The organism is Mucilaginibacter mali (genome assembly GCF_013283875.1).
Lineage (GTDB): Bacteria > Bacteroidota > Bacteroidia > Sphingobacteriales > Sphingobacteriaceae > Mucilaginibacter > Mucilaginibacter mali.
Genome location: NZ_CP054139.1, coordinates 5,245,013 through 5,269,206, shown reverse-complemented (window position 1 = coordinate 5,269,206; position 24,194 = coordinate 5,245,013). Strand labels below are relative to the sequence as shown.

Sequence of the window (24,194 nt, the reverse complement as noted above, 5' to 3'; positions counted from 1 at the left end):
TGTATACACCAATATTCTATTGGTTGCCCGATGAGCAGCGCCCCAAATCCATGTAGAAGTTACTATTTTATAAGAGTGCTGTTTACCTCCGCTTATCATACCCAAATAAGTTAGGTACGTTTTATCTTTTTTAGCCGACACATATAGGTAGATACTCCCTATCTTGGGGTTTGTAAAAAACTTCGCATACGGAATCTCTTTTTTATTGTTCTGGGCATTGGCGCAGGCATATGTGCTACACAATAACGATATAAGGAGTAGGTGTTTAACGCCTTTCTGCATATAACTAAGTTATCATTAATTTAACCAAATCAATCTCTACCCCGCTGTTCGTGTCCTCACTAGCAATTCTCATCAAATCTCACATAGCATCCCGATAATCTGTTATCCAGTCGAACGTCATATCCTCCCGCTCATAAAAGGCACATGACGAATAATAATATTCATTAGGATCACTCACCAAATTCCAGTGTGCTTGTAAGGGGTTTAGATGAATATAATTAAGCTTTTGCTCTAATATCTTTTTATCATACATTTTTATTGGCAGCGAGTTTCTTTGCCAAAATTGATAATTTCTATTTCCGTCTTCCGATTTAAAGCGCTCAAGTATTCCGCCATCCCTTTTTCTTAACTCTTCAAGAAATTGATGACCTGTAAATTTCATAAAGCTGGCGTGTGGCTTTTCCTTACCATTCATACTTACACTTTCCCAAATTAAGTGGATATGATTAGGCATAATAACAAATCCATAAACTTTGATTTTCTCTTTCTTTACTAAATGGATAATACTATCTAAAACTATCAACTTGAATTTATCGGTATTTAATAGTGAGGTCCAATCCTTTATACTGGCGGTATAAAAATATATTTGGTTCAGTTCCATTGATGAAATATAACAATATTTCTGGGTGAGTTGTATTGATAGCTGCAAATTGCCTGTGAGGACACAGGCAATGGAAGGAGAGTATAAAATCAGATTATCCCGTTGTTCGTGTCCTCACGAACAACTCTTGCCGAATGCTGGCTTTATGATTGCCTGTGGGGACACACGCAATGGGGTTGAAGCGTTGAATGTATTATTGCGAGGCAGTTGTGTTAACTGCAAATTGCCTGTGGGGCACAGGCAATGGCCCCGCGGTTCGTGTCCTCACGAACCGCTCTTAGTTATTACAGTAACGTAGCATATGTAATCGCATCCCTTAAAACCCACCGCGCACAAAAAAAGGGATGCAGGTATCATGCATCCCTTTTCTAACTATTAACTGATCTTATAAAGAACGAAATACGCTTTCATATTATAAGACGTAAAACTAAGTAAATAGTTACACTAAATTGAAAATATTTTTTTAGATGGTGGCAATCACCGTCATATTGGCCATTGTTGGGTTCACGCTGCCGCCTTTAGGCTCTAAGGTTACGGCAAAAGCCTGCGGCTTATCAACCGATTTCATGATCTTCATTACCGTAGCCGAATCTGGTTTGGCGTCGAATACGCCCAGGTCAACTGGCTTGCCATCTACAATAGCCCAAAGCTGGTATTGGTGGGCGGCATCGTTAGCGGGCAGGTTCAAATTAGCCATGTCTATCATCACGTGCTTTTTCACCGGGCTCCAGGCCAGCATCATCCATGCTTTTGGCGTTTTGCCTGTTCCGGGCAGTTTGATCATTTTGTAATTGCCGCGGTAGATCTCCAGTTCGTCGCTTTGCAGGTTTACGGTTTTGGCGTATTGGGTTTTCTGCGCGTTAAGGGCCAGGATCTGCCCCTTCGAATCCTGCAGCTGGTTATATACATTATATAAGGCTATGCTGCTTACCAGCAACAGGGCCAGGCAGGCGGCAAAGGCATATTTGTAAAAACTACTGCTTTCCGACGTTCGCATCGGCACCACGGGCGCGTCTTCGGTTTCGGTATGCTTGCTGCGGAAGGTGCGGTCGTCGGCCAGGTTGGTTACCATGCTGTTCAGGATACGGTTACGCAACTCGGGCGATGGTTCAATTTCGTGCTCTTCGGCAAACAGCTCCATCGACCGTTCGATCTCCTCCAGCTCGGCCTTAATAGCAGGATGTTTTAAGGCCATCGCTTCCACCTCAAGCCGCTCAGCGTGGCTCACCTCACCCAGAACATAAAGTTCCAGTACCCCCGATTCGATATATGCCTTTACTTCTTCCACTTTAATTAAAATGTTTCCTTAACTCTTGTATAGCCATTCTTAAACGAGTTTTTACGGTACCTAAAGGGATGCCGAGCTCATCGGCAGCCTCTACGTGCGTATAACCTTTAAAATAAACTAAATCAAGGATGGACTTCTGCTCGGGCCTTAGCGTAGTAACCAGATCTTTGATCCCCAGTAATTCGGGCTTGTAGACGGTATTATTTTGCTCGTCGATTAAATTTACGGTGTTTTCTAACTCCTGGTTTTTATTTTGGTTACGAAAATCTTTCGACCGTACTTTATCGATAGCCAAATTTCGGGCGATATTTACCATCCAGGTAAATAAACGGCCTTTATCGGGGCTGTAGCTGCTAAACGATTGCCATATCTTGACAAAGGTTTCCTGCAGGATGTCTTCAGCCAATTCTGTTTCGTTAACTATCCGGGAAATAACACCATATAACGAAGCGGAATAATTATCGTACAGGGACTCTACAGCAACCTTTTCACGGTTTTGTAAGCCACGCACCAATTCCTCTTCTGTAAACGATATTTTTCTTTTCGGAGTCAACGAAGTGAAATTAAAAAGAAAATTTAGATTTCAAATAAATGTTTTTCAGCGTGATACGACGACCGCACCAGAGGTCCGCTTTCTACATATTTGAAACCCATGTCTAAACCAACCTGCTTGTAATAGGCAAACTGATCGGGATGGATCCAGTCGATAACCGGGTGGTGGTTACGGGTTGGCTGCAGGTATTGGCCAAGGGTAAGTATGTGTACGCCTGCATTTAAAAGGTCCTGCATGGCTTCCAGCACATCTTCCTCCTTTTCGCCCAAACCCAGCATAATGCCCGATTTGGTGCGCAAACCTGCAGCCGAAATGCGACTTAAAGCTTCCAGGCTACGGTCGTATTTTGCTTGTATACGCACCTCGCGGGTAAGGCGGCGTACTGTCTCCAGGTTGTGAGATACAACTTCTGGGCGTACGGCAATTACACGGTCAAGGTTTTCCCAAATGCCACGGAAGTCGGGCAGCAGGGTTTCCAGCGTAGTATCGGGGCTTTCGCGGCGGATTGCGTTGATGGTTTCGGCCCAAATGATGGAACCGCCGTCCTTCAGATCGTCGCGGTCTACCGAGGTAATTACACAGTGTTTCACCTGCATCAGCTTTACTGATGTGGCCACGCGGTTAGGCTCGTCCACGTCAACAGCCAGCGGCCGGCCGGTAGCTACTGCGCAAAAAGAGCACGAACGCGTGCAGATGTTGCCCAATATCATAAAGGTGGCCGTGCCCGCGCCCCAGCATTCGCCCATATTGGGGCAGTTGCCGCTTTCGCAAATGGTGTGCAGTTTATGCTCATCAACCAAACCGCGCACGTGCGCGTATTCTTTACCGATAGGCAATTTTACCCGCAGCCAATCTGGCTTGCGTTGGGTTTGGCTTACAGGGATAACCGGAAGATCGATCATAGCTGCAAAGTTAGGTAAAAAAGTAATATGGGGAGCGTGTTTAAAAAAGGTGACAAATGGATGTGCAAATGTGCGGATATGCAAAATGTGCAGATGATGGGATGGATGTGCAGATATGCAGATGTGCAAATGTGCAGATGATGGGACGGATGTGCAGGTATGCAAATGTGCAAATGATGAATTAGTGCTTTATAGCGATGGGTTTGAAACCCATCGCTGTGGTTGGGGAACATACTTAGCGGATATGCAAATTAATCTGCATACTCTTAAATCATTTGCATATCCGCATATCTGCACATTTTTCCCTATTTGCACATACGCACATCTGCATATTTGCACATTAAACTATTTCCCAACCACCGTCACCGGCTCACTATGTTCGCTCTCGTTCTTCAATCTGTCTATAGCCGTTATCACATAAATATATTTCTTGCCTTTCTCGGCAGTGCGGTCTTCAAATAGCTGCTCGGTGTTATAGCGTATGCTGAGGATGTTTTCGGCGCGGCCAACATCAACCTTTTCATCGGCACCGAAGCGGTAGATCACATAGCCATAGGTAGCTTCCTTATCACGGGCGGGCAATGGGGCAGTCCATTTAAGGCTAACCTTGCCTGGCAGGGCTGTAGCCAGCAATTGCTGCGGCTGGTTTGGCGGGATGGAATCCAACCAGATCATTACCGGCGGTAGTGCCGGATGATTATAATACGTCTTCTTTAACGAATCGGCAAAGCCCAGCGGGTTATTGATGAGCGATTTTTGGCTGAAATAAACACTGCCCTGCACCCGCGGATTGGCGCGGATGTATTTGATCTGATCGGGCATTTGCGAGGGGATCTTAAAGCCCGGCGAAAGGCGCTCGTTAATACGATAAGCAGCCATGCCGATATACAGGTGGCGGCCGTAGGTATTATCACTCCACCAATCAAGCAGGGTTTCAAAGGCGGCCAGGCGGTATTTAAATGTCCAATACAGTTGCGGATTGATGTAATCTACCCAACCCTCTTTTATCCACTTGCGCGAGTCGGCATACAATTCATAGTACGAGTCGCCGCCATGGGTGTCCGATCCTTCGGGGTTTTGGCTTTTGTTGGCCCAGATCCCCATCGGGCTGATGCCGTATTTCATAAAAGGCTTATGTTTGTGGATGCTATCGCCCAGGGCCTTGATCAGCAGGTTTACGTTGTTGCGGCGCCAATCGTCGATATTGGTAAAGTCGCCCCCGTATTTTTTAAAGGCATCGGCATCGCCTATCTTTTGCCCGGCAACACGGTATGGATAAAAATAATCGTCCATGTGTACACCATCTATATCGTAATTGTCCACCACGTTCAGTATCACCTCAATAATATAATCGCGCACCTCGGGGATGCCGGGGTTGAACAGCTTGATGTTGTCGTAAATAAAAAACCACTCGGGTTTTATGCGGGTGATGTGTTGCGGGGCCAAAGCGGCGAAGTTGCCATCCATAGTGGCGCGGTAGGGGTTAAACCAGGCATGCAGTTCCATGCCGCGTTTGTGGGCTTCGGTAATGGCCAGGTCAAGCGGATCGTAAACCGGGTCGGGCGCCTGGCCTTGTTTGCCGGTAAGCCATTTAGACCATGGCTCCTTGCTTTTAAAATAAAAAGCATCGGCAGCAGGGCGCACCTGGAACATGGCGGCGTTAAGGCCGATCTGCTTGTCGAAATCGAGGATATCGGTCAGTTCTTTTTTCTGCTGAGCGGTACTTAGCCGCGGACTGCTTGGCCAGTCGATATTAACAACAGTGGCTATCCAGGCCGCGCGGAACTCGCGTTTGGGGGCCATATCCTGCGGCGGAATTACTGGCGATTGTGCCTGCGAAGTCAGGCCTAAATATATAGCGGAAATGGTGAAGAACAAACGTTTACAAACTGCCATCAGTAATATTTATAAAGCTGCAAAGATATAAATACAGCACTTTTACTTAACTATAACGGGCAATAATTACATCTATTTTGTGTTTTTAAACATAATGTAACTACATTTAGCGATACGTTTATAGCGAAAAACTTACATAAACAGCCGCAAACCAATCTGCTAAAATGTGGTTATAGAAAGTTAAGGTGTTAAAACACCCATTATTTACCACGGCATTTTATATGCCACTTATTTATGGATACTTAATTTATAGAGATGGAAAAGGAAAACCAACCAACGCAAGCTCCACGTAAAAACTCCAATGTCATCTACTTTTTAATTGTTGTTGTGATAGCCTTACTGGTAACCGATGTTTACCTGTACATGCAAAAAAACAAATCAGACGTAAGAGTAGCCAGCACATCAGACGAAAAGGTGCGTTTGCAAACCGAATTAGACAGCCTTGAAGCCCAGATAGAGCAGGTTAACGCCGGTAAGGCCAAAATGACCGCCGAAATGATAGCTGCCAATGATTCGTTAAAAACCAAGATCCGCGTGCTGCGGTCTGAACTGGCCAAGGGTAAACTAACCGAAGCTGAACTTTCAAAAGCGCAGGAGGATGTGAAGCAATTACGCTACTTTGTTACCAAGTACACTGCCGATATTGAGGAGCTGAAAAAACAAAACACCAGCCTTACTACCGAACGTGATACCCTTAAGACCAACCTGGCTACCGTTAACGAAAAGGCCACCAATCTTGAAAAACAAAACCAGGACCTAAATACCAAAGTGCAGGCCGCATCGGCCCTAAAAATTGGCGCCGCCAATGTAGTGGCCTACAAGGTAAGGGGCAGCGGCAAGGAGGTGGATGTAACCCGTGCCAGCCCCGCTAAAAAGATCAAGATCAATTTCACTGTAGCCAGTAACCCGGTAGCCGCCAAGGCCAATCACGATATTTATATCCGCATCCTTGACCCAACCGGCAACCTGATCACTACCAGCGATACTGTAACTTTCCCCGCTGATGGCCAGGACCTGCAATCAACCTACCGCACCTCTATTGATTACAAAGACGACGGCGCCCAATACGTAATTGACTGGGTAAGCCAAAGCGACCCGGCATTTGTGAAGGGTACTTACACCGTAATTTTATATTCGGATGGATACACCATGGGTAAGACCAGCTTTACGCTGAAATAAGTTGCGAATGTGCAGATGCGTGAATATGCAGATGTGCAAATGAAATAAAAAAGCGAGGGGCTAAACACGTTGTGTTTAGCCCCTCGCTTTTTACCAACCTGTCATTGCGAGCGATAGCGCGGCAATCTCATAGGACATGCAACGAGGATCTGCCTATGAGATTGCCGCGTCGCCCCATTTCACAAGCCCCCACTTGCGCCTCGCAATGACAATGGGCCTATAGTTTGGTTATGATCTGCGGCACTGTCAGCTTCTGCTGCGTGCCATTAACCATATCTTTCACGGTCAACTGCCCCGTAACCATTTCATCGCCACCGATGATGATCACGGTTGGGATGGCCTTGTTATTGGCGTAATCAAGCTGTTTTTTAATTTTTGCACCGGCGGGATACAGTTCAGTATTGATGCCTTTGTTGCGCAGTTGCTGTAATAGCGGTAAAGCGTAGGCTTCGCCCTCAGCATCGAACGGGCAGATCAACACTTGTGTGCTCTGGCTGGTAGCTTCAGGGAATAGTTTCAGTTCTTCCAGCACATCGTAGATCCTGTCGGCGCCGAAAGAGATACCCACGCCGGTTAGGTCCTTAAGGCCGAACATACCGGTCAGGTCATCATAACGGCCACCGCCGCCAATGCTGCCCATTTGCACCTCGTTGGTTTTCACCTCGAAGATGGCGCCGGTGTAGTAGTTTAGCCCACGGGCCAGGGTAATATCCAGCTCTACTTTGCCGTTTTGCATGGTAAAGCTTTTTAAGTAGTTAAAAACGGTCTCCAGTTCTTCGCAGCCCTTCAAGCCAACATCCGAATTAGCCAATACCGAGCGCAGGCTGGCCAGTTTTTCTTCGGTGGTTCCTTCTAACAGGATGATGGGTTTTATCTGTTCGATGTTTTCTTCGGTAAAGCCGCGCTCCAGCAGTTCCTTGCTTACGCCTTCTAAGCCAATTTTATCTAGTTTATCGATGGCTACGGTCATGTCGACTATCTGGTCGGCCTTGTTCACTACCTCGGCAATGCCCGACAGGATCTTACGGTTATTGATCTTGATGCTGAAATCCTTCAAGCCCAGTTTGCTCAGGGCCTCGTCGTAGATCAGCACAAACTCGGCCTCGTTCAGTAATGATGGCGAACCCACCACATCGGCATCGCACTGGTAAAACTCGCGGTAGCGGCCTTTTTGCGGCCTGTCAGCACGCCATACCGGCTGCACCTGGAAGCGCTTGAAGGGGAAAGTGATCTCGTTTTGGTGCATCACCACGTAGCGGGCAAAGGGAACGGTAAGATCGTAGCGGAGGGCTTTTTCGGAGATGATCGGCAAAAGGCTTTTTGCACTAAATTCAAAGCCTTCAGTCTTTTGCTTTTTGCTTTCGGCATCGCTCCAAAAATCGCCACTGTTGATGATCTTAAATATCAGCTTATCCCCTTCATCGCCGTATTTCCCCATCAGGGTAGATGAATTTTCCATCGATGGTGTCTCTATCTGCTGATAACCATATTTACGGAAAACAGATTTTATCGTATCGAAAATAAAGTTGCGCTTAGCCATTTCGGCCGGCGAGAAATCGCGGGTGCCTTTGGGTACAGATGGTTTGATGGATGCCATAGCGCGCAAAGGTACAAAAAAGCTGCTTTTATTGGTGGTAATGCATAACTGTGGACTCACCCGGTCTTCGCTTCGCTGGACCACCCTCTCTTGCCTTCGGCAAAAGAGGGAAGAAGCAAATATTGGGTAACCCAATTCCCTCTCTGCGCTACGCGCAGAGAGGGTGCCCGGCGAAGCAACGGGCGGGTGAGTCCTCTCCGCTTGCAATTCAAACCACGGCTTTTTATCTTTAAGCATGCCTTCCATTATCAACCTATGCCGCGAACTACGTCAAAAAGAAACGCCCGCCGAAAAAGCTTTATGGCAAGCACTCAGAAACAGAAATGTATTAAAGCATAAGTTTTTAAGGCAGCATCCCATCTGCGTTTTATCTGTACAAGGCCGAAACTTATACTACATTCCCGACTTTTATTGTCACGAGGCAAAATTGGTAATAGAAGCCGATGGACCGATACATCTATACAAAAAGGAGTATGATGATAATCGGGATGAGGTATTACGTGCGTTAGGCTTACGAATATTGCGAATTACAAATGCAGAGATTTTGGATAATATGCCGGTGGTTTTGAATAGGATAAAAGCGCATTTGGGTTGACCGGCGTTGTTGATATGCATACGGGTGGACTCACCCGCCCGTTGCTTCGCTCGGGCACCCTCTCTGCGCTACGCGCAAAGAGGGAAAACGCAATGCCTGATATCTATTCCCTCTTTTGCCAAAGGCAAGAGAGGGTGGTCCAGCGAAGCGAGGACCGGGTGAGTCCACGAATTAGCAGAGCCGCCACACAGTCTTCAACATATCAGACTAACACCCATTCTATGGTTTCAAATCATAATCTCCCTATCTTTACCCCCATGCCAATTATAACCCAAACGCCCCGACTCATTATCCGCAACTTCCAGCCCGAAGAAGAAGACGCCTACATCGCCCTGCTTAGCGACGAACAGGTAAAGGAGCATCTGCCCAAACGCACACCCGATGAAAACCGTAAGGGCTTCCGGGATACCTTAACTGCCGACGAGGCGGGCGCCATCTTCAGCAAATGGACTATCGAACATAAACCCGATGGCGGCTATGTGGGCATGTGCCTGCTGCGTAATTACGATAACCTGCCCGATACGCTGGAGGTAGGCTACTGCATGCACGTAAAATACTGGGGGCAGGGCCTGGCTACCGAAATGGTAAACGCACTGATAACCTACGCGTCCGCGCAACCGGAGATCAACACCATTGTGGCCGTTACTACGCATGGCAATATCCCATCGCAAAAAGTGCTGGAGAAGGCCGGATTGGTACGGCAGGATAATATCATCCGTGAAAATGAGGAGCTGGCTTTTTTCCGGGTGGAGATAAAATAATGTTTTACTTAATTCTTCTTCGCCACCTCCCGCGTCATTTTAATGGTTAGCGATAGTAATACCAGTACCGCTACCGCTACAGACAGCCACAATAAATAAGGGTAGCTTTTGGCTGGCGGGGCTTTTATAGCCTGATAAGCCGGGTTTGGCACCAGCAGTTGATGGCTAACTTCGGGCAGCGGGCCGCTTAACTTCTCCACAAAAAACTGCAGATCGTATTTTGGCGTTGCCACGCTGTCGCTTCCCAATAGCAGGTAATAGGCATTTTTAGGTTCAAGCCGGGCAATGATATAATCCTGCGACTGGCTGGCCTCCACACGGTCGATAGCCAAAGGTTCGTCATCGTTGTTAACGATCTGCACATCCAGGCTTTTAGCTTTAACCGAAAGGTTGATGTACATGTCATCGCCGGTAAGTGTTTTGCTGCTGAGCCAGCGATGATCGGTATCGTTTGTGTAAACATTCACCGCGCGGTGAAAATAGGTTTTGGTGCTTACCGGGAGATGTAACTTATTGACCGTGTAGGCTTCCTTAAAATTGATATAAATATGTGTGATATGATCTGGCGAATCGGCGCGCTTAAAGCTTAGCCCGGTTAAAGGCACATACCGTGGCACCGATGGCAGATAGGTATAAATGCCCGCTTTGATGATGTTCAGCGGGCTTTTTTTACCGTTGCCTATCTCAACCCTCAGGTAGCGGTAATTACTGGCCGGGAATTGCAGTTGATGTTGGTAAACACCCTTATCGTCGCCTGCTGTGGCGGGGCTTATCCCCGTGTCTTCGCTAATGGCAAACCATTGCTTCAGGTCATCGCTTCCGGTTAGGGTGATGCGCCTGGAGGCGGTGGTGTTTTTTAACTTCAGCCATAAATGGCTTATCGGCGCGCCGGTTGGGTTTTCGGCTACAAATATGGTGCTGGTATCGGGCTTGCTGTTGGTTTTTACCTGCGGGAAGTTAACAAAGGCCGGACGCCCGCTTGCCGGCATATCGCCATTTTTTACATAAGCTACAAAATTGCCGCCGGTACCCGCCAGCCGGATGTCGGACAGATCGGCTTTGGCCCGGGCGGTCAGCTCCGGGCTTAAATTGATCCGGTAATATCCCGCCGAATCTACACCGGCCACATCTGCCCGGTATTTAAACGGCGCCTGCTGCGCGGCCAGCGATCCGGCACACAGGCAAAACAGCAGGTTAAGCTTCAGTACTTTGTTCGGTACCTTCATCGGTCACAATAATTTTTTTAACTTTTTGATACATAAACGATACAATAAGCAGCAGTACACCCAGGCAAAAGAAGGCCACTATTTTTCCGGCTGCCGGGATATCGCGGATATCGAATATAAACAGCTTTAACAGGGTGAGCGTAAACAGGCTGAGCGATATCACGCGCAAGGTGCGGTGCCGGTGCCGCATCCCCAGCCACATCATGGCAAATGACGACAGCCCCCATAGTACCGGTAACCCGGTTTTAATATAAACGGTTTCCACCCGCTCAAACGGATAAGCGGCCGAAGTAAACAGCCAGTTGCTCAGCAAGCTTACCTCAAAGCTAAGGAAGGCCACCACCGCGGCGCAGATCAGCCAGTTGACGGCATCGGGCGCAGTTATTTTATACCGCAGCATATTGATCAGCTTATAAAACAGCAGGCCGATGGCCACAGCCGCTACCCAATGCGCCGCGAAGTGAATACCGGGCGGAGTATGCCTTTCCACCATCTGGCGCTCCAGGCTAAACACATCGCTTATAAACACAAAATATACGGTTATGGCACCGGCTATCAGCGCGACACCCACGTTAGGGTCGTTGCCGGCCGTGCCTTTTTGTAATACAAACCGGTTGAGCAGCCAAACAAATACAGCGGTGTATAACACAATGTAAGTGATGTTAAGCGACGCGTAAGGGAAGTGGGTGATAAACTGGTGATTTACCTCGAACAGGCCGCTTAAAAACAGCAGCACGAAAGCGCTGGTGCGAAACACGACCTTGCCTGTATGTACACTGATAAGCGGAAGCAGGAGTGTTTGCGTATCCTTTTTGGCCAGCAGGTAAAGCAGGTAACTACTGATGGCCGCGCATAGGGTGGTGATAAAGCCTTTATTGGCCAGCACGGTCAATATGGAATGATCGCCATAAACCGCCGACCAATCCATTACCAGGCTGATGAACATAAACACCCACACCAGCATAGCGGTGATCTTCATCAGCTTAATACCCGACCGCTGGAACAACCAGTACAACAGCACCGTTTCGGCGGCCCAAAACAGCGTGATGTTGTTGCCATGCAATTGGATAGGCGCCGTGAGCGAAACAAAAGTGAGCGTAATGCCGATAAGCAGGTACAGGATATTGGTATCTACCTTTTTATTACGAAACAGGATGTACGACAGCACCAGGTTAACCGCACCTAGTGCGGCGCTGAACAAGCCGCGGTAATCGGCCTGGCCCATATCGCTAAGCAGGTAGAGGCCGGCGCTGAAATAAAGGGCGGTGTTGATGAGCAGGATGCTGTAATCGGAGGCTATGAATGCCTTGCCTTCCTTTACATTGTGCGCGATATTGATAGCTAAAAACAACAGGTAAAATACCGAACCGTAAATAAGCGCGGTGCCATCATTGGCGGTAGGCAGATTAAATAATACGGTGATGTATACCAGCGCCGTAAGTGCAAACGCACTGATATTGAGGATACGCCAGGCTTTGTAATAGGCGATGATAAGCAACCCGGCGTTCAATATCACCAGGTACATAAAAAAAGCATTGAAGTTGCTATGCCCGTTACTTACCATAAACGGACTGCCCATGCCGCCTACCAGCGCTATAATGGCCAGTTCCTGCTTATCATAAAGCAAGGCCAGCGCCACCGCGAACAGTGTAATACAGATCAGGATGATAAAGGCGACCGTTTGGTTGAACAGGTTAAACTGATGAAAGGCCAGCGTAATGGTAAAATAGTAAACCGCCAAGCCGCCGCCCGCCAGTACCGAACTAAACGCGTGATAGTTTTTACGCAGCTTATGCGCGAAGCCAATTAATATGCTACCGCACAGTATGCCAATACCCACGCGGCCAACCGGGCCTATCCAATTATTATCGATGGCGTATTTTACAAAATAGCCAATGGCCAGCACAAGGATGGCTATCCCTATTTTATTCACCAGGTTTTCGCCGATGAATTTCTCCAGATCGGGGTAGCGCTCAAAAAACGATTTTTTAGGCTCGTAGTAAACAGGCGGTTGTGTAATGATGTTGGCTATTTCTGTTGCCTTGCCGGTTTCGGTCGGTGTTGCCGGTTTATTGTCACCAGTTTTTGGCGTTGGCTTAACTTCTTCGGTCGGCGAAATTTTTGGCGATGGGATAACCGCCGGCCGGGGTGTCTCCTGTACGGGCGGTTTCGGAACATCGGGCACAGCGGGCTTTGGTGCAACAGGGGCGGCGGCCCGTTCGTCCAGCACTTTTTTTAGCATGCCCTTAAGGTTGATGATATGGCTTTCCAGGTCATCTATTTTTTTGTCCATATCAGCTTTTATATAATAAAGCATATATAATATGACGATGAGCAACGCGGCGGTAAATAATTCCATTAGGTTGATTAAAGGTGTAAGGTATATGTTATTACTTTGCGATATTTAAAAGTCTGAAAAAAACGGCACAACATAACAATTATTCGATCATAGCCGTATAATCAAACAAAAAAAGAATATTTAAAAGCTAACGGTAAATAAATACTTCATATTGAATATAATTTGCCTATTATTGAAATTAAATAAACACAATTAAATTTTTTGTGTTACTGAAATGCTGTTAAGCGCCAAAAGCGCTTGGCGATTAAATTAAAACTTGATGAAAATTTTTGTTGGAAGTCTTCCCTACAAGGTAGAGGAAGCTGATTTACAGGAACTATTTGCAGCTTACGGCGAAGTTAGTTCGGTTAAAATTATTACTGACCGCGAAACCGGCAGAAGTAAAGGTTTCGGTTTTATTGAAATGGCTGATGACGAATCGGCTCAGAAAGCTATCGACGGCCTGAACGGTACCGAAATTAGCGGCAGAACTATTGCAGTTAGCCAGGCAGAAGAGCGCAAACCAAGCACAGGCGGTAGCCGTGGTGGTTACGGCGGCGTCGGTGGCAATCGCGGTGGCGGTGGCTACGGCGGCGGTAACCGTGGTGGTGGCGGTGGCTACCAGAAAGACAACAACCGTAACAGCGGTCGCTGGAGCTAATTTTTAAATAATTAATAATTGTAAATAGTACTTCCAATAAAAGGATACTTATAAAAAACAGGCCCGTTTAAAAGATGATCTTTTAAACGGGTTTTTTGTTTAAAGCCCAATTGTAATTGCAGAGAAGCAAGGGCGGTGATGCGATGGGGCGACGCGGACAACCGACCAACGGGATCTCATTAATGCCTTTAACAAACAATTAAAAACATTAATGATCTCATCGCATGTAAACACACTACGGGATTGCCACGCTATCGCTCGCAATGACAAGTTCTGAGCTTACTCCCCCGGCTCAAATATCAAGGTAGATAACGCATTTGCATCCAGCACCTCGTTACTAATAGCCAGCAGCTGTTCGGCTGTAACGGCGTTTATCTTTGCAAAAACCTCTTCCAGCGAATCTACCCGGTTAAAATCCATCAGGCTTTTGGCCATGGATAGGATCAGGCTCATGCGGTTCTCTTCGGCAAGGGCTATCTGGCCGATGAACTTTTGCTTGGCCTGGTGCAATTGGGTAGGGCCCAATTTATTATCGCGCAGCTTTTTCAGTTCCTTATGGGTCAGCCGCAGGGCTTTATCAGCTTTTTCGGCATCGGTACCAAAGTAGATGTTAAAGATGCCGGTATCGGTAAACGAGGTGTAAGCCGATTCTATAGTGTAGGCGATGCCGTGCTTCTCACGGATCTCTAAATTAAGGCGACTGGTCATACCCATTCCGCCCAACAGGTTATTCAATAATAAAAGACCGTATCTATCCGGGTGATTGGATGGATAAGCCCTGCTGCCAATAATGCAATGCGTTTGCGAGATGGGCTTTTTCAAGATATGCGTCTGGCCCAAAACTGCGGCCGGCGCTATGCGTGCTTCTTGCTTGTGGTTGGGTTTAACCCGTTCAAAATATTTGCCGAACAGCTTGATCAGCTTGTTAAAATCATAATCGCCAAACACGCCGAAAACCATTTGCGATGTGTTGTAATTGCTGTCGATAAAATCGTCGATATCGGCCTTGCTCAGCGCGTTTACCGATTCGGGCGTGCCCAAAATATTATTGCCGATGGGGTGCCCTTTAAACAGGATGCCCTCAAAATCGTCCTGTATGGCCTCTTCGGGCTGATCGAGGTAGCTGGCAATTTCGTCAAGGATCACCCCGCGCTCCTTTTGCATCTCATCATCGGGGAAGGTGGAGTGGAACACCAGATCTTCAAACAGGTCGAGCGCCCGTTCCAAATGTTGCTTCAGCAGCGAGGCGTGCAGGCAGGTATACTCTTTGGTGGTATAGGCGTTAAGGTCGGCGCCTACCAGTTCAAGGTGGTTCAGGATCTGTGTGGTGCCGCGGCGCTGGGTTTCCTTAAACAGCAGGTGCTCAATAAAGTGTGCCAGTCCGTCTTTGCCGTCCTTTTCATCGCGCGCGCCGGCATTCACCATAAAGCAGCAATGGGTAATGGGCGATGCCGAATGTTTAAATAAAAGCCGTATGCCGTTGGGCAACGTATGTACCTGGTAGTCTATCATTCGGCTGTAAATATACTGTTATCTAAAGGATAATATTTTTCGCGTTCTGCTATTAATTTTTAATTTAGTGGGATGAAAACTACCGTAGCCGATCTGGAATTTGAAAAACTGATACCTCATGATACGATACAAACCCGTATTGCCGAGATAGCTGAACATTTAAATGAAGATTACGCGGATAAGACCCCCATCTTTATCGGCGTGCTGAACGGTTGTTTCCTGTTCATCGCCGACCTGATCAAAAACGTTAGCATCCCCTGCGAGGTTACCTTTACCAAACTGGCATCGTACTACGGCGGCACCGCCACCAGCGGCAAAATACGCGAGGATATCGACCTGGTACTGGACATTAAAGACCGCCACGTAATTATTGTGGAAGATATTGTGGATACCGGTAACACCCTGAACTACCTGGTAGAAAAGCTATACCAGCGCAACCCCGCATCGATAAAAGTATGTTCGCTGCTGCTTAAACCCATGTCTATGGAGATCTCGGTTGAAGAACTGGAGTATGTAGGCTTCAACATCGGCAACGACTTTGTGGTTGGCTACGGGCTTGATTATAAAGAGCAGGGGCGGAACTTGCGGGATATTTATAAGAAAGTGTAAGCCCGCATCGCCCCAAACATAACCCCGACGTCATGCAGAGCGATAGCGAAGCATCCCCGATTAGCAGGGCGGTTGTGCCGGCAATTGACATAGTTTGATGACATCTCTTAAACAATTTTCTGCTGCATGCTTAATTTATAAGTGTTTTATAATTATTATATTTGATTATGGACTTACAGGCAGAAAAAATCGAATTGATGAAGCAGTTACTGGAAACGAATAGCCGTGAAGTAATAGAGCGTCTGAAATTGGTGTTTGGGGAAAAAGAACATGATTTTTATGATGACTTGCCTTTGTACGTAAAAGAAAGTTTAGAAAGAGGTTTAAAGGACGTAGAAAATGGGAGGGTTCGGGATCATGAATTGGTAATGCATGATATTAAGGTAAAATATGGCATTAAAGATTGAATGGTCGAATGAAGCAGAAGCAACCTATCTTCAAGTTTTAGATTATTTAAGCGCAAATTGGACCGATAGAGAAGTAGCTAACTTCGTTAAAAGAACTCAGCAGCTATTAAATAATATTGCATTAAATCCTTATATATTTAAAGCGTCTAAAAGCAAACGTGTGCGCAAGGCAGTTATCGGCAAACAAAACTCACTTGTACCGGGTAACGAAAACGCATATTTATTTACTTACCTTTTGGGATAACCGCCAGGATCCGGCAAAAAATAAATACTAACTTCTTAAATGAAAAACATCCTCATCGTAGACGATATACACCCCATTTTTATAGAACAAACCGAAGCCCTTGGCTACGTTTGCGAATACCGCCCCGATATTAAACCCGATGAAGCCTTTGCTATTATCGGCAATTACCAGGGCTTACTGATCCGCTCTAAATTCCAGGTAGATAAGGCGGTGCTGGATGCCGCGACTCGCCTTAAATTCATCTGCCGGGCGGGTGCCGGTATGGATAATATCGACGAGGATTACGCCATCGGCAAAGGCATCGAACTGATGAACGCCCCCGAGGGTAATTCAGACGCGGTGGGCGAACATGCCATCGGCATGCTGTTATCCCTCATGAACAATTTTAACCGTGCCGATGCCGAGATCCGCGCCGGAAGCTGGAAGCGCCAAGCCAACCGGGGGTACGAACTAAAAGGCAAAACCGTAGGCATTATCGGCTACGGCCACATGGGCAAAAGCTTTGCCCGCAAGATCAGCGGGTTTGAGGTAAACGTTATCGCTTACGATAAATACCGCACCGGTTTTAGCGATCAATACGCCCGCGAAGTGAGCATGGAAGAAATAGTAAAACACAGCGATGTGCTGAGCTTCCACATCCCCCTAACGCCCGAAACTAATGGCATGGTAGATGATGAATACTTGTTCCACTTTAAAAAGCCCATCTTCCTCATCAATACCGCGCGTGGCAAGGTGGTAAAAACGCAGGCGGTGCTCAACGCCATTAAACAAGGCAAAATATTAGGCGCCGGGCTTGATGTGCTTGAGGTAGAAAAATTTCCGGCATTAGGGCAGCAGCCCTGGTTTGATGAACTGATACAATGCGGCAAAATATTGTTAACGCCGCATGTAGCAGGTTGGACTTTCGACTCGTACCGTAAATTAAGCGAGGTGCTGGCACAAAAGCTGGCCGGGTTTGCCGGGTAAAGGACCTTATATCCGGCCAAAAAAATTTGGAAATTAAAACTTAAATAGCTTATCTTCGTTTTACAACAAAGGCAAGACTATGCGGGCCGACCGGCCAACGTAGTCTTGTTTGTTTTTAATGAACAGCCATAACGTCCTTCTTAAAACGGGGAGGGCGGTTTTTTTTTGGCTTTAAGCAACAGGATAAAATAATTGTGCCATGGCAGAAGTTACCTATTACACCAAAGAAGGTTTAGAGAAATTAAAGGACGAATTACAACAGTTAAAAACATCGGGACGCGCGCAAATAGCTAAGGCTATTGCTGAAGCCCGTGATAAAGGCGACCTTTCTGAAAACGCCGAATACGACGCGGCTAAAGAGGCGCAGGGCCTGCACGAAGCAAAAATTGCCAAACTGGAAGAAGTTTTATCGGGCGCGCGCCTGCTTGACGAATCGAAGCTGGATACATCGAAGGTACTGGCCCTTTCCATCGTAAAAATAAAGAACGTAAAGAACGGCGCTACCATGAGCTACCAGCTGGTATCGGAAACAGAAGCCGACCTGAAGGCCGGTAAGATCTCGGTAACATCGCCCATAGCCAAAGGCCTGCTGGGCAAAAAGGTTGGCGAAAAAACCGAGATCCAGGTACCCGCCGGCAAAATGGAGTTTGAGATATTGGAAATTTCACGGTAGTGAGTGGTTGATTGGGTGAGTAGGTTGATTAAGTTCTGAACTACTCACTTAATCAACCCAATAAACGTAATCAACTAAAATGGCAAGCATTTTCACAAAAATAATAGCCGGGGATATACCCGCGTATAAGGTAGCCGAAAGCAACGATTTTTTGGCTTTTCTTGATATTAGTCCGCTTACCGAGGGCCACCTGCTGGTGATCCCTAAAAAAGAGGTGGATTACCTTTTCGATCTGGATGACGAGACCTATACCGGCCTGCAGCTGTTTGCCAAAATTGTAGCCGGTGGCTTAAAGGCCGCCATCCCCTGCGCCCGCATCGGCGTGGTGGTAATGGGTTTGGAAGTGCCGCACGCGCATATCCACCTCATCCCCATGAACGAGGCAAACGATATCAACTTCAGCAACCCTAAACTGAAGTTTACCCCCGAACAATTTGAAGCCACTACGCAGAAGATCAAAGATGCCTTGCGTGAGGAATACCGGGAGGGGCAGGCGTAAAGTGAAGTTCCGTTAGGAATTTTTGGTTGGTAGAAATAATAACCCAGATAATCATCAGGCGTTCCTATCGGAACGCCTGATGATTATAAGACGATCCGCTACCGAACCTGTTGCGGTGACTTGCCGCACGCATAGATTCACCCGGTCGTTGCTTCGCCCGACCACCCTCTCTTCGCTACGCGAAAAGAGGGGATAAAGATTACTCTTTAATTACTCCTGCCCGCTGCCCCGCGCAGCGAAGATAGGGCCGACCAGCGAAGCGCTGTCGGGGTGAGTTTAAACCACTTTGCAAGGCGGATTTTTTTGCTGATGTTTGTATCAACCAATTTATGAGCACAAACCCATTTAACCGCCCAATACGTGTATTAGTTGCCAAAGTTGGGCTCGACGGGCACGACCGCGGCGCGCGTATCATTGCCACATCCCTGCGCGATGCCGGCATGGAGGTAATTTACACCGGCTTGCGCCAAACCCCCGAAATGGTGGTAAACACCGCCCTGCAGGAAGACGTGGACGCCATCGGCATCTCCATCCTTTCCGGCGCCCACATGACGGTATTCCCCAAAATACTGGCGCTTATTAAAGAGAAAGGAATGGACGATGTGCTGGTAACCGGCGGCGGCATTATCCCCGCCAATGATATGGCCGAATTAAAGGCTCAGGGTGTTGGCGAACTATTCCCGCCCGGAACAAGCACTGTTGATATTGTAAAGTATATTACCGATTGGGTGCACGAGCACCGTAATTTTTAAAAGATAACAACACCAACCCGTCATCCTGAGCGATAGCGAAGCATCCCAAACTATGCATTTCCGACTTGCTAACCGGGGATGCTTCGCTATCGCTCAGCATGACGGTTTATTTAATTAAGTAACATCACCATGGCCTACCAAAACATCCTTACCGAAAGCAAAGACCGCATCCAATACATCACCATTAACCGCGAAGCCAAGCTGAACGCCCTTAACAAGGAAACCCTTGAAGAATTGCACGCTGCTTTAACAGCTGCCTTTGTTGATGGGCAAACCGGCGGCATCATTATCACCGGGGCGGGCACCAAGGCTTTTGTGGCCGGGGCGGATATTTCCGGCTTCCCGGCGTTGGATGCTGAGGGTGGCAAGGAACTGGCCCGCGTTGGCCAAACCAGCGTTTTCGATTTGATAGAGAACGGCCCGAAACCGGTCATCGCTGCGGTAAACGGCTTTGCCTTAGGCGGCGGGTTGGAATTGGCGATGGCCTGCCACATCCGCGTAGCCAGCGATAATGCTAAGATGGGCCTGCCCGAGTTAACCCTGGGCCTGATACCCGGTTACGGCGGTACCCAGCGCCTGCCCAAACTGGTGGGTAAGGGCAAAGCCATGGAAATGATCCTGACATCGGACATGCTCAGCGCCGACCAAGCCCTGCAGCACGGCCTGGTAAACCACGTAACCCCACAGGCTGATCTGCTTGCCAAAGCCGAAGAAATCCTGAACAAGATACTGCAACGCGCGCCACTGGCCGTAGCAGCCGCCATTAATGCCGTTAACGCTGCCGGTAGCCCAGATGGCTTTGAAAAAGAGATTGCCGCCTTTGGTAATTGCTTCGGTACGCAGGATATGAAAGAAGGCGTGGATGCCTTCCTGAATAAGCGCAAGCCAGTGTTTACGGGGAAGTAAAACCCCTCCCAAACTCTCCCCGGAGGAGGGGGCTTTTTGCAGTTTTTTAGAACCCTCTCCTCTGGAGAGGGCAGTGTGAGGTCCCTTTGTGGTTTAATCACCCGCATAAAAAACCGCACTCAGATGACAGAAACCCACTTTATTTACAATAAGCTGACCATTAAACCAAATCGGTCAAAAATTAATTTATTGTTAATCAATTGATTAAATATTCATGACAATGCGATGAAAAATCGTATTCGGTTTATGCGTTTACTTTGCCTCGTCTTTTAACAAAAAGAAAGACATTGATCTAAATACATAACATCATGAAAACATTAAAAATTTCAGCCTTAGTATTAGCGTTAGCCGCTTTCACCTTTGGCGCAAAAGCACAAACTAAATCTTCAAGTACCCCAGCTAATGGTCCACGTTTAAGTATCAGTGCCGATGCCGGTATCCCGACAGGGGCCCTGTCCGACAAGTATAACTGGAACCTGGGCGGTTCGGCACAGATCGACCTGCCAATTGCCAGCCAGTTATTTGTTACCGTTAACGCGGGTTACAACAATATTTTTGGTAAATCCATCACCGTTGGTTCTACTACCGTTAACGTGCAGGACATTCATTTACTGCCGGCCAAAGCGGGTTTAAAATTCTTCCCGGTAAATAACTTTTACGTACAGGGCGAAGCCGGTGCCGGTTTCCTGCTGAACAAAAAAGACCTGGGTTTTGATAAGTCGACCGCGTTTATTTACGCCCCGCAGGTAGGCGTGTTGTTGCCGCTTAATGCCAGCAGCAACCTCGACCTGGGTGTGCGTTACGAGGGTTCTACCAGCTATACTAATGGCGGCGGCAATAAGATCAATTTTGTTGGCCTGCGTGCTGCATACTCGTTCAATTTGTAATCAAAGCCCTACCTATCTTTGAAAAACAGAAAACGGCGGCCCAATTTGGGTCGCCGTTTTTTATATACATGGTCCCGTCATCCTGAGCGATAGCGAAGGATCCCAGATAAGCAGGGCGGACGTACATAGTTTGGGATCCTTCGCTATCGCTCAGGATGACGGTATGGGGCTATATCTCCACCTCTCCCGCAAACACTTGCACTGCTGGCCCCTCTAAATAAATATCGTTAAACACCTTACCATCGTAATTAAAGCGGATATTCAGATTACCGCCCAATACTTTTATGGGAGTGGTAAGGGCACCGGTTTTGCCATTCTCTACTGCCATAGCCAGGGCTACGGCAGTAACGCCGGTTCCGCAGGCATAAGTTTCGTCTTCAACGCCACGCTCGAAAGTGCGTACAAAGTAGCCCTCGTCCATCGGCTCCACAAAATTTACGTTGATGCCTTTGGCTTTGTAAGTATCGTTATTGCGGATGGCGTATCCATCGGCATACACATCCTTATCGGCTAAACCTGTCGCTTTTTGGATATAATGCGGCGAACCGGTGTTGATCACGTAATCATCGGCATCACGGCTTACGGTGTCTACATCAATCATGTGCAGGCTCACCCAATCGCCGCTTACTGAAATTTTGGCATAATGCGGGCCGTCGACAGCCAAAAATTCAGTCTCGGTATCTATCACGCCTAAAAATTTGGCAAAGGCTACAATACAACGGCCACCATTGCCGCACATGCTGCTGGGCTGGCCATCGGCGTTATAATAAACCATCTCAAAATCGTAGCCCTCCTTGCTTTGCAGGAACATGATGCCATCGCCGCCGATACCGAAGCGGCGGTCGCACAGCCGGGCTATCATAGCTGGATTATGATGATCGATAGCTAAATCGCGGTTGTCGATCAGCACAAAATCGTTGCCTGCGCCCTGGTATTTATAAAACGGAATTTTCACAGTTCAATATTAAGCAATTAATTGTGTGCAGTAAAACATTGGCCACTGTAAACAGGTATAAATGACGGTGGCCTGTCCATTTAACATTTTTTAACAAAATAAGCGTTAACTAATTGTTGCTGATGTAGTCTTATTGGTATTAAATTTGAAAAACGAAACTAAACCTGTTTAAACTAAGTAAACGAAAAGTGAATAATAATATGAAAAAGTTTGGTTTAACACTGCTAACCGCCTTTGTGGGCGGCGCTATGGCCATTGGGGCCTACAAAATTATGGAGACTAAGTATAATGACGGACTTAGCTTTGAAGAAAAACAAAAGGTTTATTTTACCAACAATCCATTACCATCAAATATCACATCATCGGCCGGCGAAACTGATTTTACCGTTGCCGCCGCGGCTGTAACGCCTGCCGTTGTTTATATCCGCACCACTTATGCCGCATCGCAAGGTGGCAGCAGCATGGAAGATATGTTTGGACAGATGTTCGGTCAGCGTTCGCAACGTGGCCAAAGGCAGGCACCACGCGCGCCGCAGGCATCGGGTTCGGGTGTAATTATTTCGCCTGATGGTTATATCGTAACCAACAACCACGTGGTTGATAAGGCCGAAAAGATCCAGGTAACCACTAACGATCACCGCATTTTGGAAGCTAAGGTAATAGGCAGAGACCCTAATACCGACCTGGCCCTGATCAAGGTAAGCGCTACCAACCTGCCGATCGTTAAATTAGGCAACAGCGACGATGTGCGTGTAGGCGAATGGGTGCTGGCTGTGGGTAACCCCTTCAACCTGACCTCGACCGTTACTGCCGGTATCGTAAGTGCTAAAGGTCGTGGCATAGGTATCATCGGTACACAAAATGATGACGATGATGATAGCAATGGCAATTTCTTCTCGCCATCGCGCAATGCGCCTAAGCCAAAAGCTAATTCAGGTATCGAATCATTTATCCAAACCGACGCGGCCATTAATCCGGGCAACAGCGGCGGCGCACTGGTAAACACCAAGGGCGAACTGATCGGTATCAACTCGGCCATTGCTTCGCACACTGGTAGTTATGAAGGTTATGGTTTTGCCATCCCTATCAACCTTGCTAAAAAGGTATTGAACGATATTAAACAATACGGTTCGGTTAAACGTGGTTATCTGGGTGTAACATATGTTGACCTGAGCAACAGCGACCAGGCCGAACTGGTAGGTGTAAAAGACCGTACCATTGGTTTATATGTAGATAAGGTAGTACCTGCGGGTGGTGCCGAATCAGCCGGTATCAAATCGGGTGATATCATCACTAAGGTTGATGGCACGCTGGTTACCGAATCGTCTGACCTGACCGAGCATATTGGCCGTAAGGCGCCGGGCGATAAGGTAAATATCACCGTTAGCCGCGATAATCAGGAGAAGAACTTTACCGTAACCCTGAAGGGTGATGCCGGTAATGCCAGCACCCTTGCAGCAAACGGCGGCAGCGCGCAGCTGTTTGGCAAACTGGGTGGTACGCTTAAAGCCCTTACCCAGGCACAAAAGGACGAGCACCATGTAACATCGGGCGTAATGGTTACCGGTGTAACACAAGGCGGTATGTTTGATGATTTAGGCTTAACCACAGGTTCTATCATCACCGGTGTAAACAAAACCCCGGTTAACAGCGTGGAAGACGTAGAAAAAGGCCTCGACGCCAGCAACCGCCGCGGCATGCTATTCCTGTCGGGTATCAACCCAGACGGCAGCAAATTCAACAACGCGTTCTCGCTGCGTTAAGATTTTAAAAGAGTGATTATAAATTTGAAAGCCTCCTGGTATTTACCGGGAGGCTTTTATTTTATATAAACTGTAGAGCCAGATAATTATCTGGCTCTACTCTACATTAATATATCATTTGCATATCTGCACATTCCCGCAT

Annotated in this window: 24 protein-coding genes; 14 read left to right on the top strand and 10 right to left on the bottom strand. The window is 47.4% G+C overall.

Going from position 1 to position 24,194, the window contains the following annotated elements:
* Positions 1 to 361: 361 nt before the first annotated feature.
* From HQ865_RS22330 to HQ865_RS22310, 5 genes are all read right to left on the bottom strand, one after another.
* The gene (locus HQ865_RS22330) at positions 362 to 883 is read right to left on the bottom strand and encodes a transposase (RefSeq protein WP_173417030.1); all 522 of its coding nucleotides are present in this window, start codon (positions 881 to 883) and stop codon (positions 362 to 364) included.
* A 463-nt stretch (positions 884 to 1,346) separates the two neighbouring features.
* Entirely contained in the window at positions 1,347 to 2,171 is an 825-nt protein-coding gene (locus HQ865_RS22325; protein WP_173417029.1) for an anti-sigma factor, read from the bottom strand.
* Between the two features lies 1 nt (position 2,172).
* Complete coding sequence (locus HQ865_RS22320; protein ID WP_173417028.1) at positions 2,173 to 2,724, bottom strand: RNA polymerase sigma factor; 552 nt, start codon at positions 2,722 to 2,724, stop codon at positions 2,173 to 2,175.
* A gap of 23 nt (positions 2,725 to 2,747) precedes the next feature.
* On the bottom strand, positions 2,748 to 3,626 hold the full coding sequence (lipA, locus tag HQ865_RS22315) for a lipoyl synthase (protein ID WP_173417027.1): 879 nt from the start codon (positions 3,624 to 3,626) through the stop codon (positions 2,748 to 2,750).
* A gap of 345 nt (positions 3,627 to 3,971) precedes the next feature.
* Complete coding sequence (locus HQ865_RS22310) at positions 3,972 to 5,522, bottom strand: glycoside hydrolase family 10 protein (RefSeq protein WP_173417026.1); 1,551 nt, start codon at positions 5,520 to 5,522, stop codon at positions 3,972 to 3,974.
* Between the two features lie 255 nt (positions 5,523 to 5,777).
* Here HQ865_RS22310 and HQ865_RS22305 point away from each other — a divergent pair, with 255 nt between their 5' ends.
* Positions 5,778 to 6,701, top strand: a complete 924-nt coding sequence (locus HQ865_RS22305) for a coiled-coil domain-containing protein (RefSeq protein WP_173417025.1) — start codon at positions 5,778 to 5,780, stop codon at positions 6,699 to 6,701.
* A 217-nt stretch (positions 6,702 to 6,918) separates the two neighbouring features.
* On the opposite strand, the gene hisS is transcribed toward HQ865_RS22305, so the two are convergent.
* Positions 6,919 to 8,298, bottom strand: coding sequence for a histidine--tRNA ligase (hisS, locus tag HQ865_RS22300; RefSeq protein ID WP_173417024.1), 1,380 nt, complete (start codon positions 8,296 to 8,298; stop codon positions 6,919 to 6,921).
* A 235-nt stretch (positions 8,299 to 8,533) separates the two neighbouring features.
* Here hisS and HQ865_RS22295 point away from each other — a divergent pair, with 235 nt between their 5' ends.
* Positions 8,534 to 8,893: an endonuclease domain-containing protein gene (locus HQ865_RS22295; protein ID WP_173417023.1), complete on the top strand. Its 360-nt coding sequence runs from the start codon at positions 8,534 to 8,536 to the stop codon at positions 8,891 to 8,893.
* A gap of 257 nt (positions 8,894 to 9,150) precedes the next feature.
* Positions 9,151 to 9,654, top strand: coding sequence for a GNAT family N-acetyltransferase (locus HQ865_RS22290; RefSeq protein ID WP_173417022.1), 504 nt, complete (start codon positions 9,151 to 9,153; stop codon positions 9,652 to 9,654).
* Positions 9,655 to 9,662: 8 nt separating this feature from the next.
* On the opposite strand, the gene HQ865_RS22285 is transcribed toward HQ865_RS22290, so the two are convergent.
* Complete coding sequence (locus HQ865_RS22285) at positions 9,663 to 10,880, bottom strand: DUF3999 family protein (protein ID WP_173417021.1); 1,218 nt, start codon at positions 10,878 to 10,880, stop codon at positions 9,663 to 9,665.
* A complete protein-coding gene (locus tag HQ865_RS22280) occupies positions 10,849 to 13,239 on the bottom strand; it encodes a DUF2339 domain-containing protein (RefSeq protein WP_173417020.1) in 2,391 nt (796 codons plus the stop codon). Before HQ865_RS22280 ends, HQ865_RS22285 begins: the two co-directional genes overlap by 32 nt.
* Before the next feature lie 259 nt (positions 13,240 to 13,498).
* Here HQ865_RS22280 and HQ865_RS22275 point away from each other — a divergent pair, with 259 nt between their 5' ends.
* Positions 13,499 to 13,879, top strand: coding sequence for an RNA recognition motif domain-containing protein (locus HQ865_RS22275; RefSeq protein WP_173417019.1), 381 nt, complete (start codon positions 13,499 to 13,501; stop codon positions 13,877 to 13,879).
* Positions 13,880 to 14,158: 279 nt separating this feature from the next.
* On the opposite strand, the gene HQ865_RS22270 is transcribed toward HQ865_RS22275, so the two are convergent.
* Positions 14,159 to 15,388 carry a M16 family metallopeptidase gene (locus HQ865_RS22270; protein ID WP_173417892.1) on the bottom strand — a complete coding sequence of 410 codons (1,230 nt, stop codon included), beginning with the start codon at positions 15,386 to 15,388 and terminating at the stop codon, positions 14,159 to 14,161.
* Between the two features lie 75 nt (positions 15,389 to 15,463).
* Between HQ865_RS22270 and hpt the strand changes: the two genes are divergently transcribed.
* The 9 genes from hpt to HQ865_RS22225 all read left to right on the top strand — a co-directional run bounded on the left by hpt (position 15,464) and on the right by HQ865_RS22225 (position 21,334).
* Positions 15,464 to 16,000 carry a hypoxanthine phosphoribosyltransferase gene (gene hpt / locus HQ865_RS22265; RefSeq protein ID WP_173417018.1) on the top strand — a complete coding sequence of 179 codons (537 nt, stop codon included), beginning with the start codon at positions 15,464 to 15,466 and terminating at the stop codon, positions 15,998 to 16,000.
* A 167-nt stretch (positions 16,001 to 16,167) separates the two neighbouring features.
* Complete coding sequence (locus tag HQ865_RS22260; RefSeq protein ID WP_173417017.1) at positions 16,168 to 16,407, top strand: hypothetical protein; 240 nt, start codon at positions 16,168 to 16,170, stop codon at positions 16,405 to 16,407.
* Positions 16,391 to 16,651 (top strand): type II toxin-antitoxin system RelE/ParE family toxin, encoded by a 261-nt coding sequence (locus HQ865_RS22255; RefSeq protein ID WP_173417016.1) that lies wholly within the window; start codon positions 16,391 to 16,393, stop codon positions 16,649 to 16,651. Before HQ865_RS22260 ends, HQ865_RS22255 begins: the two co-directional genes overlap by 17 nt.
* A 39-nt stretch (positions 16,652 to 16,690) precedes the next feature.
* Positions 16,691 to 17,617, top strand: a complete 927-nt coding sequence (locus HQ865_RS22250) for a 2-hydroxyacid dehydrogenase (protein WP_173417015.1) — start codon at positions 16,691 to 16,693, stop codon at positions 17,615 to 17,617.
* A 199-nt stretch (positions 17,618 to 17,816) separates the two neighbouring features.
* Positions 17,817 to 18,290, top strand: a complete 474-nt coding sequence (gene greA, locus HQ865_RS22245) for a transcription elongation factor GreA (protein WP_173417014.1) — start codon at positions 17,817 to 17,819, stop codon at positions 18,288 to 18,290.
* 79 nt (positions 18,291 to 18,369) lie between these two features.
* Positions 18,370 to 18,789 carry an HIT family protein gene (locus tag HQ865_RS22240; protein ID WP_173417013.1) on the top strand — a complete coding sequence of 140 codons (420 nt, stop codon included), beginning with the start codon at positions 18,370 to 18,372 and terminating at the stop codon, positions 18,787 to 18,789.
* Positions 18,790 to 19,118: 329 nt separating this feature from the next.
* Complete coding sequence (locus HQ865_RS22235) at positions 19,119 to 19,541, top strand: cobalamin B12-binding domain-containing protein (protein ID WP_173417012.1); 423 nt, start codon at positions 19,119 to 19,121, stop codon at positions 19,539 to 19,541.
* A 129-nt stretch (positions 19,542 to 19,670) separates the two neighbouring features.
* Positions 19,671 to 20,447 (top strand): enoyl-CoA hydratase/isomerase family protein, encoded by a 777-nt coding sequence (locus HQ865_RS22230; protein ID WP_173417011.1) that lies wholly within the window; start codon positions 19,671 to 19,673, stop codon positions 20,445 to 20,447.
* 308 nt (positions 20,448 to 20,755) lie between these two features.
* Positions 20,756 to 21,334, top strand: coding sequence for an outer membrane beta-barrel protein (locus HQ865_RS22225; RefSeq protein WP_173417010.1), 579 nt, complete (start codon positions 20,756 to 20,758; stop codon positions 21,332 to 21,334).
* A gap of 169 nt (positions 21,335 to 21,503) precedes the next feature.
* Here the strand turns inward: HQ865_RS22225 and dapF are convergent, their stop codons facing one another.
* Positions 21,504 to 22,289 (bottom strand): diaminopimelate epimerase, encoded by a 786-nt coding sequence (gene dapF, locus HQ865_RS22220; protein ID WP_173417009.1) that lies wholly within the window; start codon positions 22,287 to 22,289, stop codon positions 21,504 to 21,506.
* A 200-nt stretch (positions 22,290 to 22,489) separates the two neighbouring features.
* Between dapF and HQ865_RS22215 the strand changes: the two genes are divergently transcribed.
* Complete coding sequence (locus HQ865_RS22215) at positions 22,490 to 24,052, top strand: Do family serine endopeptidase (protein WP_173417008.1); 1,563 nt, start codon at positions 22,490 to 22,492, stop codon at positions 24,050 to 24,052.
* Positions 24,053 to 24,194: the final 142 nt, after the last annotated feature.